The sequence below is a fragment of the Kitasatospora sp. NPDC004240 genome, from assembly GCF_053603215.1.
The window spans coordinates 1-13,868 of sequence record NZ_JBSGFD010000206.1 but is presented as its reverse complement, the minus strand read 5'-3'; the positions used below and the strand labels follow the sequence as shown (position 1 = coordinate 13,868).

The 13,868-nt window shown below is 74.1% G+C and carries 8 protein-coding genes; 4 read left to right on the top strand and 4 right to left on the bottom strand.

What is annotated here, in order from left to right:
* Positions 1-55 precede the first annotated feature (55 nt).
* Both ACWEQL_RS35195 and ACWEQL_RS35190 read right to left on the bottom strand, forming a co-directional pair.
* Positions 56-3,442 (bottom strand): DUF4132 domain-containing protein, encoded by a 3,387-nt coding sequence (locus ACWEQL_RS35195; protein WP_452154457.1) that lies wholly within the window; start codon positions 3,440-3,442, stop codon positions 56-58.
* Positions 3,443-3,660: 218 nt separating this feature from the next.
* On the bottom strand, positions 3,661-4,029 hold the full coding sequence (locus tag ACWEQL_RS35190; RefSeq protein WP_452154456.1) for a hypothetical protein: 369 nt from the start codon (positions 4,027-4,029) through the stop codon (positions 3,661-3,663).
* Between the two features lie 148 nt (positions 4,030-4,177).
* Between ACWEQL_RS35190 and ACWEQL_RS35185 the strand changes: the two genes are divergently transcribed.
* Positions 4,178-4,645 carry a MarR family transcriptional regulator gene (locus tag ACWEQL_RS35185; protein WP_452154455.1) on the top strand — a complete coding sequence of 156 codons (468 nt, stop codon included), beginning with the start codon at positions 4,178-4,180 and terminating at the stop codon, positions 4,643-4,645.
* Positions 4,646-4,808: 163 nt separating this feature from the next.
* On the opposite strand, the gene ACWEQL_RS35180 is transcribed toward ACWEQL_RS35185, so the two are convergent.
* Together ACWEQL_RS35180 and ACWEQL_RS35175 are read right to left on the bottom strand one after the other, a co-directional pair.
* Positions 4,809-5,642: an ABC transporter permease gene (locus tag ACWEQL_RS35180; RefSeq protein ID WP_452154454.1), complete on the bottom strand. Its 834-nt coding sequence runs from the start codon at positions 5,640-5,642 to the stop codon at positions 4,809-4,811.
* Entirely contained in the window at positions 5,639-6,553 is a 915-nt protein-coding gene (locus ACWEQL_RS35175) for an ABC transporter ATP-binding protein (protein WP_452154453.1), read from the bottom strand. Before ACWEQL_RS35175 ends, ACWEQL_RS35180 begins: the two co-directional genes overlap by 4 nt.
* 134 nt (positions 6,554-6,687) lie before the next feature.
* Here ACWEQL_RS35175 and ACWEQL_RS35170 point away from each other — a divergent pair, with 134 nt between their 5' ends.
* The 3 genes from ACWEQL_RS35170 to ACWEQL_RS35160 form a co-directional block, all read left to right on the top strand.
* The gene (locus tag ACWEQL_RS35170) at positions 6,688-7,944 is read left to right on the top strand and encodes a sensor histidine kinase (protein WP_452154452.1); all 1,257 of its coding nucleotides are present in this window, start codon (positions 6,688-6,690) and stop codon (positions 7,942-7,944) included.
* Positions 7,941-8,630: a response regulator gene (locus tag ACWEQL_RS35165; protein WP_452154451.1), complete on the top strand. Its 690-nt coding sequence runs from the start codon at positions 7,941-7,943 to the stop codon at positions 8,628-8,630. The genes ACWEQL_RS35170 and ACWEQL_RS35165 overlap by 4 nt, the downstream gene beginning before the upstream one ends.
* A 299-nt stretch (positions 8,631-8,929) precedes the next feature.
* Positions 8,930-13,868: DUF6531 domain-containing protein (locus ACWEQL_RS35160; protein ID WP_452154450.1), on the top strand; the 4,939-nt coding region annotated here is incomplete at its 3' end.

Here is a 13,868-nt window from a genome sequence, read left to right as displayed (position 1 = left end):
CCCGGCCCCGGCGGCCGGTGGCAGCCGCCGGGGCCGGGCCGGTCCGGGAGCGGCCCTACTCGGCCGTCAGCCGCTCCAGATCGGCGAGCAGCTCCGAGGCGGTGACCTCGTCCAGGTCGCCGAAGCGCAGCGCGTGGTCCTTGCTGTACCAGTAGTCGTCCGGGTAGGGGTTCAGCCAGACGGTTTCGAGGGTCTGCTCGGGGTACACGTCGACCGCGCCGACCGCGATGCCCCCGTCGAGGGCGATCACCAGGTGGCAGCCGTCGCCGAGGCGCTTGGAGATCCAGCGCTCCACACCGGCGTCCTGCGGGGTGCCGCGCTCCCAGCCGCGCTCGGTGAGGCCGAGCACGCGGCCCACCGGCACGGTCCGGTCCTCGAAGCGGTGCAGGCGGTTGGCGGCCGCCTCCTCCCCGGTCAGCCGGTGGACCGGGCGGCCGAGCTGGGGGAAGGGCTGCAGGATCTCGTAGTCGGCGAACAGCTCCGACCAGGCCCCGATCGTCTCGCCGAGGTGCAGCGGGTGGGCGATCCGGACGGTCGCGTTCCCGGGGAGCGTGAACCCGTCGTCCTCGACGTCGGCGTAGCTGAGGTCCTCGGCGACCCGGAACGCGGTGACGGTGGCGCCGTTCGCGCCGTCACCATCGTTGCCACCCCCGGCCGGCAGCTCGGCGAGCCAGACCAGACGTCGCACCAGGTGCCGGACCAGCGGGTGGGCGACGAACAGCGAGCGGAACTCCTCCGCCGTCCAGCCGCGCCCGTCGACCATCGCCGCCTCCAGCCGGCGTATCCGGTCGGCGGCGACGGTACGCACGTCCTTCTTCAGCGCCGCGAAGCGCTTGCGCTCGGCGGGCGCCAGCTCGGCGTCGTCCCGCGCGCCGGGGGCGGGCAGGTCCTTGCGGCGCCTGCCGTCCGCGTCCAGCACGTACGGGCGCAGCTGCTCGTCGAAGCCGACGGTGAAGCGGCGGGTGCCGTAGTCGATGGAGGTGGTGCCGTCCGGGTCGAGGCTGAGGTCGGGGACCAGCCGGTCGGCGAGCTGCTCGCCGCTGAGCCCGAGGCCCTCCGCCACCTGCGCGATCTTCTCCTGGGCGCGGGCCTTGAGAGCCTTGAACCTCACCCGCTGGGCGATGCCGTGCAGGTGCAGCAGCGCGTCGTCGGTGCCGATCTCGGCGAGGACGGTGAGGCCCTCGACGGCGCGGTGGTGGGCGTTCTGCCCGGGCCAGTCGCGCAGGATCGGGGTGAGCCGGTGTACGGTCGCGTCGTTCCCGAGCGGGCCGAGGGCGTGCAGGATCCAGCTCTCGGTGGGCGGCATGCCGGCCTGCCGCCAGTCCTCGAACAGCGCCCAGGTGAACTCGGCCAGCGAGTCGGCGCGGACGGTGTCGACGACCACGGGGAGCCCGGGGTACGGGTCGCCGGGCTTCGAGAGGGCGAGCACGGTCATCACGTGCCGGACCGCCTCCTCCGGCAGGGACCCGCCGGCGGTGAGCAGCAGCTGCGGCAGCACGACCGGCTCGATCCAGTCGGGCAGTTCGGGCAGCTTCGCGGGCAGCGCGTTCTCCAGCGGGTCCGCGGCCAGGGCCTCGGCGACGACGTCCGCCGCCGGCCCGCCGTAGCGCTCGGCCACGGCGTCCCGTACGGCGTCCGCGCCGTGGGCGGTCGCGACCAGGCGCAGCGCCTGCTCGGCCGCCCGCCGGGCCGGTCCGGTGGGGCCGACGGCGTCCGGCACCAGTAGCAGGGCGCCGGGGACCCCGTGCCGGGCGAACCAGGAACGCGCGGTCGGCTGTGCGGACTTGAGCCGGACCAGGCCGTCCGCCATCACCCGGGCGGCGTCGGCGGACAGGAGCGGCATCAGGAGGGGGGCGAGGTTCGCCGGCTGGCTCCGGGCGGCCGAGACGGCCATCGCCACGGCCGCGTCGCCGTACTTGGCCAGGACGGGCCGCAGGTAGAGGAGCCCGCGCCACAGGTCGGAGGGCCGCCACCGCTCGACCCAGGGGGTGAGCGCCTCGGTGGAGCCCTGCACCAGCAGCCGGCCGGTGTACCAGAGGCTGTGGCCGCCGCCGTCGATGACCTTCTCGGCCTCGGATGCCCAGTCGGTGGTGTCCGGGTACTGCCAGCCGTGGTAGGTGTCGCGGGCCCACTCCTCCCGCTCGCCGTCGCGCCACAGCAGGCGCGGGGTGTCGTCCGGGGCAAGGCCGGTGAGCACCCGTGGCCCGGCGACCGTGCGAGGGCGCGTCCACGGCGGCGAGACCAGCAGCTCGGGCAGGGCCTCGGGCGCCGCGGCGGCGACGCGCTCGCGGGCGCCGTCGAGGGAGCGGACCAGCTCCGCGGTCGCGGGGTCGACCCGCTCCAGCAGCGCGGGCAGCAGGGCGTGGTGGCGGGCGACGTGCTTGCTGAGGAGCTGGCGCGCGGCCGGCGCGTTCTTACCGCCCCTGAGGGCGGCCTCGCCGAGCAGCCGGACGGTCCGCAGCGGGTACCGCGGGGCGGCCTGCTGGAGCGCGGCCCGGGCCGCCTTGTCGTCGGGGCGGGAGTGCAGCAGGCGGAAGGCCTCGTCGGTGGGGAAGTGCGCCACCATGGCGGCGATCCGGTCGTCGCGGGTGCTCTCGACGGCGGCGGGGAGGAACGGCATGCAGGCCGTGCCCAGCGCGTCGGCGAGGGTGGCGACGAGCGTGGGGGTCCAGGCGTTCCAGATCAGCCTCGGGGCCGGGCCGAGGCGCTCCACCTGGGCCGGGTTGTCGAGCGCGGCCAGCAGTACCGGCCGCAGGTACTGCCCGGAGTGGCCGTAGTCCGGCTCGTCGGCGAGGCAGTCGTCGACCCAGCCGGGCGTCCCCGGTGCGAGGTAGGCGGCGGCCAGCCGGCGGCGCGGTGTGACGCGGCCGGCGGCGAGGGCGGCGACGGTCTCCTCGTAGAGGGCGTCGTCCGCGGCGGCGAGCAGGGCCCGCACCCGGTCGGCCAGCAGGTCGGTGGCGGTCAACCACCCCGCGTCGGTGCCGCGCAGCCGCAGGGCGGCGAGGCTGCGGACGTCGTCGCGCACGGTGAAGGTGATGTCGAGTTCGAGGAAGCGGGTCACCGCGCAGGCGGCGAAGGGGAGTCCGAACCGGGCCGTCCAGGCCCGGGCGAACGGCGGTTCCTGCCAGCTGCCCCCGGCGTACGGGCACGGCACGATCGAGGCCACGGTGGCGGCCCCGAGCGGGTCCGCCTCGCCGGCCAGGTACGCGTGCGCGGCGCGCGCCAGCGTCGGATCGGCCTCCGGGGAGGCCAGGACCTCATCGATCCAGTCCCGGTGTTCGGCGATCAGTTCCTCGGCCTGCCGGATGTCGTCGGCCCCCGGCCAGGTCACCTCGTGCACCACGCCCCCGCGGCGCGGGCGGGCGAGGGGTCGCCAGGCGGCCGGCAGGACGAAGGTGTCTTCGTCCGGCAGCGCGGCCGGCGCCTGCGGTTCGTTCCTCATGGTGGTGTCCGGCGTTGTGGTGGTGCCGGTTCCTGTCGCGATCGCTGCCCCCGCGGCGATCGCCGCCCCCTCCGAACCGTCCCCGACGGGCTCCCAGTGCCCCACAGCTCCTCCTCGTGCCGTGGCCGGCCACCGGGTGCCGTTCATCCGGTGATCACGGGTGCGACCCTAGCGATCACCTCGGACAACGGGTGCGGAGCGGGTGTTCCGGAGCCGGGTCAGGAAGCCTGCGGCCGGCAGAGCTTCAGGCTGTACGAGGCCTCGCACCCGGTCTGCGCCGGGACGACGCCCGTACCGCGGACGCCCTGGAGCAGGCTGACGAGTACCAGCGCGGCCAGCGCGACCTTGACGGTGCCGGTCAGCGCCCCGTCGAACCGGGCGGCGAAGAACCGCCGGAACGCGTAAAGCAGGCCGCAGAGCGCCGCGACGATCGCGGAGACGCCGAGGTAGCTGTAACTGGTGATCTCTCCGTTCTTCTTGACGATGTTCTCGAAGTTGACGTCGAGGACGAGCGGGACGAGCGCCACGGCGGCCGTGGCCCAGAGGATCCGGGCCGGCAGGCTCTGCCGGCGGAAGTAATCGATCATCGCGTCAGCCTATCGGCGGCATCCGGGCGCTCCAAGGGGTGCGACGGCCGGTGCCGGCGCCGGCACCGGTGACCGTGCTTGACGTGAAGCGGACTTCAACTTCTACGGTGATCGCATCGCTCGCCGAAGACCTTGAGGAGTCAGCGACATGACGGCACAGCAGCTCTCCGACGCCGAACTCGCCACCCAGCCGGCCGCCTACTGGACGGGCGTGGCCTACGAGGCGCTCATCGCCTTCACCCGCGCCCGGCAGGCCGAACTCGGCTTCACGCAGCCCCAGTTCTGGCTGCTGCGCAACCTGTCGGCCGCCGACCTCTCACCCGACGGCCACGGCATGACGGTCCCGGAACTCCGGCAGGCCATGAGCTCCTACCTGCGCCCCGAGGACGACCTGGCGGCCGAGTCCACGGCGCTGCTGGAGCGCGGCTGGCTCACCCGCGACGCCGAGGAACGGCTGTGGATCACCGAGGCCGGCGAGGAGGCCCGGGCCGGCCTCAAGCGGCACGCCCCGGCCATCCGCGACCGCATCCACGAGGGCATCGACGACGCCGACTACATCACCGCCCTCAAGGTGCTCCGGCAGATGATCCGGAACACCGGCGGCAGCCTCGGCTAGGGCGTGTCTTGCGGATCACTGCCGGGCACCCGGCGACCGCCGCGACGTGGGGCCGTCCTACGGCCCGGGAGTCGCGGGGTGCCGGGCGGCGGCCGGCGGCCGATGGCCGCCCGGGCGGTCCGGTCCCCGGGCCCGAGCGTCCTCCCGGTGTCACCCGGTGCGCTCAGACGTCCCGTCGGTGGATCACCGCCGTGGCGATCAGCACGGCGACGAGCGGCCACAGCGCGAAGGCGGTCCACGATCCGGCGACCGTCGCCGGGTGGTCGGGTATCAGCGTGTTGGTCAGGTCGACCTGTGACAGGCGCCGCCAGGCGGGGAACGGCATCGCGTGCTTCACGGCCGCCGACCAGCGGTAGGTGTCGGTGAACACGGAGGGCAGCAGGAAGAGCACCACCACCGTGCCCACCACCGTCGCCGCGCCGTGCCGGATCAGCACCCCCAGGGCCAGGCCGGTCAGGGCGCAGACCGGTGCGAACAGGGCGGCCGCCGCCACGAACCGCAGGGCCCCGGGATGGGTGATCGACACACCGGCACCCCGCCCGGACAGGACCGCCTGGGCCAGGACGAAGGACGTCCCCGCGACGACGGCCCCGTAGCCGGTCATGACCGCCGTCAGCACGCCCGCCTTCGCGGCGAGCAGCGCGCGCCGGTCGGGGACGGCGGCCAGCGTGGTGCGGATCATCCCGGTGGCGTACTCGCCGGCGATCACGACGGCGCCGACACCGCCCGCGACGAGCAGCAGGATGTCGGCGGCGAGCATCGTGAACGAGCTGTCCAGCGCCGCCTGCAGATCGCCGGACGCCGGCAGCGGGTTGTCCGGCGGGATCTGGTCGTAGGTGCGCTTCGCCGCGTTCAGATTGCCGCCGACGATGACCAGGGCGCTCAGGCCGAGCACCCACCACATCGACCGCAGCGACCAGAACTTGATCCACTCGGCGGCCAGCAGATCGCGGAACCGGGCCCGCGGCCCGGCGGGCAGGGGGGTCGTCGTGGTCATCGGTGCTCCTCCGTACGGTGGTCGGCGCTGTCGGCGGTGAGCCGCATGAAGGCCTCCTCCAGGGAGGCGGTGCGGGTGGTCAGCCCCCGCAGCGGGATCCGGTGCTCATGGGCGAGCGCGCCGATCCGCTCCGCGTCCAGGCAGGCCACGGTCAGCCCGCCGTCCTCGCCGGGCCGCACCACGGCGCCGGCCGCCGCCAGCACCTGCGTCAGCGCGCCGGGCTCCGGCGTGCCGACGCTCACCGTGGACCGGTCGCCGCGCGCGGCGAACTCCGCCACGCTCTCGGCCGCGATCAGCGAGCCGCGCCCGATGACCACCAGTCGGTCCGCGGTGTGCTCCATCTCGCTCATCAGATGGCTGGAGACGAAGACCGTCCGGCCCTCCTCCGCCAGCCGGCGGAACAGGCCGCGCACCCACGCCACCCCCTCCGGGTCCAGTCCGTTGAGCGGCTCGTCGAACAGCAGCACCGGCGGATCACCGAGCAGCGCCGCCGCGATGCCCAGGCGTTGCCGCATCCCCAGCGAGTACCCGGCGATCCGGCGGTCGGCCGCCGCCCCCGCCAGCCCGACCTCGCGCAGCACCTCCTCCACCCGGCCGCGCGGTAGCGCGTTGCCACGGGCCAGCGCCCGCAGATGGGCCCGTCCGCTGCGCCCGCCGTGCACCTCGCCCGCGTCGAGCAGCGCGCCGACGTGCCGCAGCCCGCGCGGACGCTCCCGGAACGGGTGCCCGCCGACCGTGGCGGTGCCCGCGGTGGGGGCGTCGAGCCCCAGGATCATCCGCAGGGTGCTGCTCTTGCCGGCGCCGTTCGGCCCGAGGAACCCGGTCACCAGGCCCGGGCGTACGGTGAAGGTGAGACGGTCGACCGCGAGGGTGCGGCCGTGACGCTTCGTCAGTCCGTTGACTTCGATCATGCGGTCAACGGTGCCGCGCACCGGCCCGCCACCGCATCGGAGCAGGGGTGACAGTTGCTCACGGCTCCGTGCGACCCAGGTCGTACACCCGTGGTCGGATCCCCGCGGCGCGGGCCCCTGGATACGATCACCGCATGTCCGTGACGCCCTCCTTGCCCCTGCTCAGACGCGTACCGCCGGGTGCGTGGACGGCCCTCGCCTGGTGCGCCTCGGTGACGTACCCCGCGCTCTCCCGCGACGGCGACACGGCCCCCCGGGACGGGTCGGCGATCGCCCTGGCCACGGTGGTGGCCCTGGCCGCCTGCGCCCTGCTGCGCCGCCGGCCGCTGACGGCCCTCGCCGCACTGCTCGGTGCCTCGATCGCCGCGGCCGAGGCGTGGCGCTACGGGGTGCAGCTCACTCCGGTCGCCCTGCTGGCGGTCGACGTCGCGTTCTGCCGGATCACGGCCGACGCCCCGCGCCGGACCGCGCAGGCGGCCGCGGCCCTGGTGTTCGGCGTGCTGTTCGGCCAACTCGCCCTGCTCCCCGAGCTGGGCGGCGGACTGTTCCACACCGGCACCACCATCGGCCCCGCCGACGCCGGACTGCTGACGGCCCTCATCGCCTGGCTGGTCGGCCGCTCGATGCGCCAGGCGCGCGAGCACGCCCGCAGCCTGGCCGACCAGAGCGTCGCCCGGGCCGTCACCGCCGAACGGCTGCGCATCGCCCGCGAGATGCACGACACGGTCGCGCACAGCATCGGCGTGGTCACCCTGCAGGCGGGCGCGGCCCGCCGGGTCATCGACAGCCGTCCGGACCGCGCGCGGGAGGCGCTGACCGAGATCGAGACGGCAGGCCGGGAGACCCTGGCGGGGCTGCGCCGGATGCTGGGCGCCCTGCGCGAGGCCGATCAACGCGAGGCCGATCAACGAGAGGCCGACGCCCGCGAGACCGGCCGGAGCGGGCGCGGTGAGGGCGTCCGCCCGGCGGGCACCGTCGCGCCGCCCTCCTCGTACGGCCCGCCCGGCCTCGCCGACCTCGACCGGCTGACCGCCACCGCGGCCTCCGCCGGCCTGCGGGTCGAGGTCCGACGGGAGGGCGGGCACCGCGACCTGCTGCCGGAGACCGACCTCGCGGCCTACCGCGTCATCCAGGAGGCGGTGACCAATGTGATGCGCCACGCCGACGTCCGCGGCTGCCGGGTGCTCGTCGACGGCCGGAGCGCCGACGCACTGGTCATCGAGGTCACCGACCGGGGCCGAGGCCGCGGCACCACCCCCGGCGGCGGGTACGGACTGGTGGGTCTGCGGGAGCGGGTCGCCCTGCTGAACGGCGAGTTCCTGGCCGGGCCCCGGCCCGAGGGCGGGTTCCGGGTCACCGCCCGGCTGCCGATGACGGGAGGAGCGCGGTGACCGTACGCGTGGTGCTGGCCGACGACCAGCCGCTGATCCGCGCCGCGCTGGAGATGATCATCTCGGAGACGCCCGGAATGGAGGTCGTCGGGGAGGCAGGGACCGGGGCCGAGGCCGTCCGGCTGGCCGAGGAGACCGACCCGGACGTGGTGGTCATGGACATCCGGATGCCCGGGACGGACGGCATCGAGGCCACCCGTCTGATCACCGGGGGCCCCGGTCGGGCCCGCGTCGTGGTGCTGACCACCTTCGACGACGACGATTACGTCTACGCCTCGCTGCGCGCGGGCGCCTCCGGGTTCCTCGTCAAGGACATGGCCCTGGACGACATCCTCGCCGCGGTCCGGGTGGTCGCGGCCGGGGACGCGCTGATCGCCCCGAGCGTCACCCGCCGCCTGATCGCCGAGTTCGCGGCCCGCCGCGAACCCGCGACCGCCCCGACCGCCCCGGCCGGGACGGCCGTTCCGGCGTCGAGGCCGATGGAGGGCATCACCGACCGCGAACGCGAGATCCTCACCCTGGTCGGCCGGGGCCTGTCCAACCCCGAGATCGCCGCCGAACTGACCATCAGCCCGGCCACGGTGAAGACCTATGTGACCCGGTTGCTCTCCAAGCTCCACGCCCGCGACCGCGTCCAGCTGGTCATCCTCGCCTACGAGGCGGGCCTGGTGACCATCTCCGGCTGAGCGGATCCGCCACTACCTGACTGTGCGTCAAGTCCCCGCCAGGATCGTGACGGGTTTCGGTCAACGATCCCCGCCATCTCCTCCGTATACCTATCGATGGGGAAGGATTCGACCCGAGTGAACACCTGTTCGCTCTCGCCGCAGGCGAAGACGGAAGGATCCTCACGGGAATGGCACGCCCCTTAAGGACATTGGTCTTACCCCTCCTGCTGTCACTGGTGGTCTCCGGCGCCGTCGCCCCGCCGGCCTGGTCGCAGTCGCAGGCCCCGTCACCCGGGGCGGCGGCAGCCCCGGCAGGCGTGACGGATCAGGGCACCCCGCCCACCGCCGACGCGCCGCCCACGGCCCTGTCGATGGAGCAGAAGCAGCGCCAGGTACGGGAGATGGGGGTACACCCGCCCGCGGGTGACCCGCCGAAGCCGGTCGCCCGGGTCGCCGGTCCCGGCACGCCCGGGTACCGGAGCATCACCGGCACGGAACTCCAGGAGCTGGCCGCCGCGAAGCCACCCGCGGGTGCCGCGAAGCCGACCGCCTCCGCCGCGCCGCCCGCCGCGGACGCGGGCGCGGGCGCGGACACGGGCGCCGCGACCGCCGAGGGCTGGCCCGACGGCCATCCGTACATCGCGAACCTCCGCACCTTCGTCGACAGCTACCAGAGCGGCAACACCGGCCTCTCCTGGTGCGTCACCTGGGACTTCAACCAGGCGCTCCCGGACGCCCTGCGGGCCAGCAGCCGCGGCGCCGTGTCCGTGCAGTTCCGCCGCGCCTCGGACAACGCCCTGATCGACGCCGCGCAGTGGTCGGTGTACGAGTCGACCGGCTGGTGCTCGCTGATGGCGCAGATCCAGCGCGGTGTGAACTACTACGCCACCGTCAGGTACGGCTACCAGGACGGCAGTTCCGACGACCTGGTCTCGGTGGCCGCGCCGCCGGTGCCGATCGTCGGCGTCCCGGACAACGTGTCGCTGGCCTGCCCGGGCTCGCCCGCGAGCACCGGTATCGTGCTGAACCTCGTCAAGTACTGCGGCGATCCGGTCAACACCGCGACCGGGGCCTTCGGCGAGGCCATCACCGACGCGCGCCTCCCCGGGCCGGGGCAGCCCTTCGAGCTCACCCGCAGCTACTCCTCCTCGACGACGGCCACCGGTGTGCTCGGCAAGGGCTGGGTCTTCCCGTACTCCGCCTCGCTGCTGATCGGCCAGTCCGTCGTGACCTTCCGGGCCGAGGACGGCTCGCAGACCGACTACGCGGTCCAGCCCGACGGTTCGCTGACGGCCACCCGGCCGTACATCCACTCCACCCTGCAGAAGACGGGCGACGGCTACCGGCTCACCACGCCCGACCGGCACCAGCTCCTCTTCGACGGCGGCGGACGGCTGACCACCCTGCGCGACCCCGGCGGCGCCGGCCTCACGCTCGGCCACACGGACGGGAAGCTCACCGGCATCACCGACGCGGCCGGGCGCTCCGTGACCCTCGGCTACACCGGCGCCCTGCTGACCACCGTCACCCTGCCCGGGCAGCGCACGGTGACGTACCAGTACACCGGCGACCGGCTCACCGCGGTGCGGGACCTCCGCGGCCGGACCACGACGTACGGCTACGACGCCGGCAGCGGCCTGCTGACCACCGTCACCGACCCGCTCGGGAAGGTGGTCACCGTCAACACCTACGACGGCTCCGGCCGGGTGACCCGCCAGGTCGACGCCCTCGGCGGCGTCACCGCCTTCGGCTACGACGCCGCGAACGGCACCACCCAGGTCACCCACCCCGACGGCGGCATCTGGACGATGGCGTACAGCGGCGGGGTCATCGCATGGCAGTCCGACCCGTACGGCAGGACCACCCGCTACACCTACGACGGGTCGCTCAACCGCACCGCGGTCACCGACCCGAACGGCAACACCTCGACCTTCACCCACGACGCCAACGGCAACGCTCTGACCAGCACCGCCCCCGCGCCGGTGTCGGTCACCGAGACCTGGACCTACGACGCCGGCAACAACGTCGCCACCCACAAGGACGGCCGCGGCAACACCGCGACCTACACCTATGACACGGCGAACCGGCTGACCGCGAGCACCGACCCCGCGGGCGGGCGCACCACGTTCACCTACACGCCGCTCGGCGCGCTCGCGACCGTCACCGGACCGCGCGGCGGCACCACCACCTACGGCTACGACACCAAGGGCAACCGGACCTCGGTCACCACCCCGCTCGGGGAGCGGACGACCTTCACCTACGACGCCGCGGGCCGGCTCGCCACCAAGACCGACCCCCGGGGCAACACCCCGGGCGCCACCGCGGCCGCCCACACCACGACCTACACCTACGACGCCGGCGACCTGCTCACCTCCGCCACCGACCCGCTCGGCGGCACCACCACCTACGAGTACGACGCCGCCGGCCGGCTGACCGGCGCCAAGGACCCGCTGGGCAACGCCACCGCCTACGGCTACGACGCGGCCGGCCACCGCACCACCGTCAAGGACCCGCTGGGCAACACCACGACCAGCACCTACGACCCGGCCGGGAACCTGACCGCCGTCACCGACGCCCTCGGGAACCGGACGACCTACGGCTACGACCGGAACAACCGGCGCACCAGCACGGTGACCGCCCGCGGCAACGCCCCCGGCGCCACGGCCGCCGCCTACACCTGGGCCTACGGGTACGACGCCAACGGCAACCGCACCTCGGTCACCGATCCCACCGGAGCCGTCACCGCCACCGCCTACGACCAGGTCAACCGGCCCGTCACCGTCACCGACCCGCTCGGCAACGCCACCGCCACGACCTACAGCCCGACCGGCCAGGTCCTGACCGTCACCGATCCGACCGCGGCGAGGACCACCCTCGGCTACGACGCGGCCGGCCGGCTGACCACCGTCACCGACGCGCTCGGGAAGACCACCACCCACGGGTACGACGCGAGCGGCAACCGGGTCTCGCTGACCACCCCGCTCGGCCACCGCACGACGTGGTCGTTCGACGCCGACGAGCGGCCCACCGCCGTCGTCGACGCCCGCGGCAACGCCTCCGGCGCCGACCCGGCGACCTACACGACCACCTTCGGCTACGACGCCGGGGGCAACCGCACCACCGTCAAGGACCCGCTGGGCAACACCACCACCACGGCCTACGACGCCCTCGGCCGCGCGACCTCGGTCACCGACCCGCTGGGCCGGCGCACCGGCACCGCCTACGACGCGAACGGCCGTCCGCTCACCGTCACCGACCCGGCCGGCGCGGTCACCACCAACGCCTACGACGCCGGCGGCAACCGGACCGGCCGCACCGACGCCAACGGCCACGTCACCACCTACACCTACGACGCGCTGCACCGGCCCGCCACGACCACCGACCCGCTCGGCAACAAGGTCGGGTACGGCTACGACCCGGAAGGACACCCCACCACCCTCACCAACGCCCGCGGCCTGACCGCCACCACCGGCTACGATCCGCGCGGCCTGGCCACCGGCACCGGCTACTCCGACAGCACCCCCGCCGTCGGCCGCACCTACGACAAGGCCGGCCGGCCCGCCACGGTCACCGACGCCACCGGCACCCGTACATTCGCCCACGACAAGGCCGGGAGGCTCACCTCCGCCACCGCACCCGGCGGCGGCGCCGGCTTCACCTACGGGTACGACGCGCGCGGCAGCCTGACCAGCCGCCAGTACCCCAACGGCAAGACCCTCACCTACGCGTACGACGACGACGGACGCCGCACCCGGCTGACCGCAGACGGGGCCACCACCGGCTACGGCTACGACCCGGCCGGGCACCTCACCAGCACCATCCTGCCCGGCACCAACGGCCACACCGAGAGCCGCAGTTACGACCCCGCGGGCCGGCTCAGCGGCATCGCCAGTGCCAAGGGCGCCACCACGCTCGCCTCCTGGCAGCTCACCCGCGACGCGGCCGGCCAGCCCACAAGTGTCAACGTGAACCGGCTCGGGCTGGGCACGGGCGTCCAGAACCACACCTACGACCAGGCCGGCCGCCTGCTGACCGGCTGCCCGGTCAACCCGTCGGGCGTCGGCTGCGCCGCCGGAGCCCTGAGCTACACCTACGACAAGGTCGGCAACCGGCTCACCCAGACCGACGGCTTCGGCACCACCACGTACACCTACGACGCCGCCGACCGGCTCACCACGAGCGCCGTCGGTTCGGCGACCACCACCTACGGCTACGACGCCGACGGCAACACCACCAGCGTCAAGACCCCCTACCGGGACCGGACGATCGCCAGTGGCACCGTCCTCGCCCCGGGCACGGCCGTCGAGTCCAACAACGCCCGGCTGATCATGCAGGCCGACGGCAACCTGGTCCTGTACCAGATCGACACCGGCCTCGCCGCCTGGTCCTCCGGAACCGCCGGCCACCCCGGCGCCCGGGCCACCATGCAGGCCGACGGCAACCTCGTGGTCGCCGACGGCGGCGGGACCGTGCTGTGGAGCACCAACACCGCCGGGAACGCCGGGGCCGTGGCCAAGGTCCAGGACGACGGCAACTTCGTCCTCTACGACAGCGCCGGCAAGGCGGTCTGGAACTCCAAGACCTACCGCGACCCGCTCGCCGTCCACACCACCACGACCACCTACGACGCGGCCGGCCGTCCCAGTACGGTCGTCGGCAAGCAGACCTTCACCTTCACCTACGACGCCGACGGCAACCGGGTCACCACGAAGACCAACGGCACCCTGGCGCGCACCCTCACCTGGGACATCAACAACCCGCTGCCGCAGATCGCCGCCGAGACCAACGGGTCCGGCGCCGCGATCGGCGACTACACCTACGACCCGCTGGGCCTGCCGCAGAGCCAGCGCAACCCCTCGGGCACCTACTACCTCCACCACGACTGGCTCGGCTCGGTCACCGACCTGACCAACTCCACCGGCGCCCAGCAGACCCGCAGCGCCTACGACCCCTACGGCCGCTGGGGGACGGCCACCCTCGCGACCGGCGCGCCGACCACCCCGTTCGGCTTCGCCGGCCAGTACAACGACCCCGCCGTGCCGGGCAAGCAGTACCTGCGGGCCCGCTCGTACGACACCGCCACCGGCCGGTTCACCTCCCGTGACCCGCTGGCCGTCCCGGCGGGCTCCCCGTACATCTCCGCCTACGCCTACGCGGCCGACGCCCCCACGGTCTACACCGACCCCAGCGGCCTGACCCCGGACGACCCGAACCCCGAGGACATGGGCGCCCTGGAGGCCATCGGCAGCGGCCTCG

Bases quoted from the DNA above. Each gene is read 5' to 3' on its own strand.
- ACWEQL_RS35195 (WP_452154457.1), bottom strand. From the start codon at position 3,442: ATGAGGAACGAACCGCAGGCGCCGGCCGCGCTGCCGGACGAAGACACC.
- ACWEQL_RS35190 (WP_452154456.1), bottom strand. From the start codon at position 4,029: ATGATCGATTACTTCCGCCGGCAGAGCCTGCCGGCCCGGATCCTCTGG.
- ACWEQL_RS35185 (WP_452154455.1), top strand. From the start codon at position 4,178: ATGACGGCACAGCAGCTCTCCGACGCCGAACTCGCCACCCAGCCGGCC.
- ACWEQL_RS35180 (WP_452154454.1), bottom strand. From the start codon at position 5,642: ATGACCACGACGACCCCCCTGCCCGCCGGGCCGCGGGCCCGGTTCCGC.
- ACWEQL_RS35175 (WP_452154453.1), bottom strand. From the start codon at position 6,553: ATGATCGAAGTCAACGGACTGACGAAGCGTCACGGCCGCACCCTCGCG.
- ACWEQL_RS35170 (WP_452154452.1), top strand. From the start codon at position 6,688: ATGTCCGTGACGCCCTCCTTGCCCCTGCTCAGACGCGTACCGCCGGGT.